Annotated in this window: 1 protein-coding gene; it reads right to left on the minus strand. The window is 47.2% G+C overall.

The features are described from left to right. Positions 1-1,196 (minus strand): hypothetical protein (locus KDK16_RS07250; protein ID WP_257275363.1); only part of this gene is annotated, 1,196 nt, incomplete at its 3' end. Positions 1,197-1,540: the final 344 nt, after the last annotated feature.

A 1,540-nucleotide genomic window follows, 5' to 3' on the forward strand; every position in this document is an offset into this window, starting at 1 on the left:
TCTTCACAGTGAACCCTGACGATCAATCGGGAATTATCGTTGCTGTCTGGCTGATTGGGGTCTGTCACATTCATAAGCCCTACTTCGAACTGGCCCTTATCCCTGTCGTATTCATCGTAGTCATACACAGGAGGGTCTCGCCATTCTGCGAATAAAGGGGGGGAAACGAGCTTCAGGGTATGGATTGTGCCCCGTTTGCCAATCACGGCTATTTTCCTGCCATCCGGACTGGAGGCTATGCTGGTGAGTGCCTGGGGCATGTTTTGAAAGTCAATGAGTTGAGCCTCCTGAGTTTCCCACTGATCTTCCTTGTTTAAAGCCACCAGATGGACGAACCGGTCGGTAGAGGCAATAAAGGCGGTGGTGGAATCATCGGGTAGTTTGGCAATGGTTACATCGTGCACTCCGAACCAGCTGTCCACTTTCTCAAGATCTTCCGGGTTGGAGACTGATTGCATCAGATGCAATTGTCCCTGATCGTATCGAAAAATCAGCAGGGTTTGGGTTTCGGCAGCAACGACAGCAAGGAAGTGTCCATCCGGTGATAGTGTCATGCTAACAATGTCTTTCAGAGCCGGAATGTCTGAAGATGAAGCGAGAGTGACATTCCGCCATTGATTCTCCTGCCATTGTTTATCAAGTTTAATCAGCGAGCTGGTAATGGCTATACCATTATCAACTTCCTGTATTTCATTAAAAGCCGCAATATATGTCAGGTTTGACAGTGGGATAGTGACCACAGGACCTGCTTTTTGGCCCTGGTATCGGGCTAATGGCTCCCCGAAGCGAGAGTCTGGCACTATAGTGCTGGGGGTAAGGACTCCCGACCATTTTTGAATAACGTCAAGGTTGTTGAAATCAACCAAAAAGCTGGATCTGGAATTAGTAGCATTATCAACAGTCAGCAGAATATGGGAAGTGTTGTAGAACGAAACAGAACCCTTATAGACATCCAAGGGTTCCCCATTGGCAGCCAACCCGCTGGAGTTCATTAACAGCAGACGATGTTGCCGGGTTTCTTCCGCTCCACTGGAGCTGGCGATCCATATAACAGCAATGAACATAAGGGCAAAGATGGGGAAAAACGTCTTTGATCTTATATTTTCAGATCTCATAATCAAAAACACCAGAAAGTCAGTGTGGACGTGATTCGTATCGCGGTCTTTTCGATAGATTCGGCGCGTTCGGTGGTACATAGACAACGACCCTCCTGAATCAGGTCATCAGACTGAAAATAAAACACACCGGCTGGCAAATTAAACCCGCGTGTACTGTAATCAGTCATCAACAACGTTGTCGTAGTACCTGACTTGGAAATGGTGGGTCCACGCCAGAAACTGAATCTATACGTAATTGTTGTTAACCGGTGAAGGCCGGTCTTCGCGTATTGGCATAACAAAATATATTGATTCAAAACACTAACCAATGGAGCTCAGGTGAAGATGCCAATGGGTTGATTGTTTTAAAGCGAAGAAACCCCTTGAGTGCAGATGGACTGCATAACGTCAGGCAAGGATCCTTGGCTCTCGGGAAGGATAGC

Source organism: Endozoicomonas sp. SESOKO4 (genome assembly GCF_024606275.1).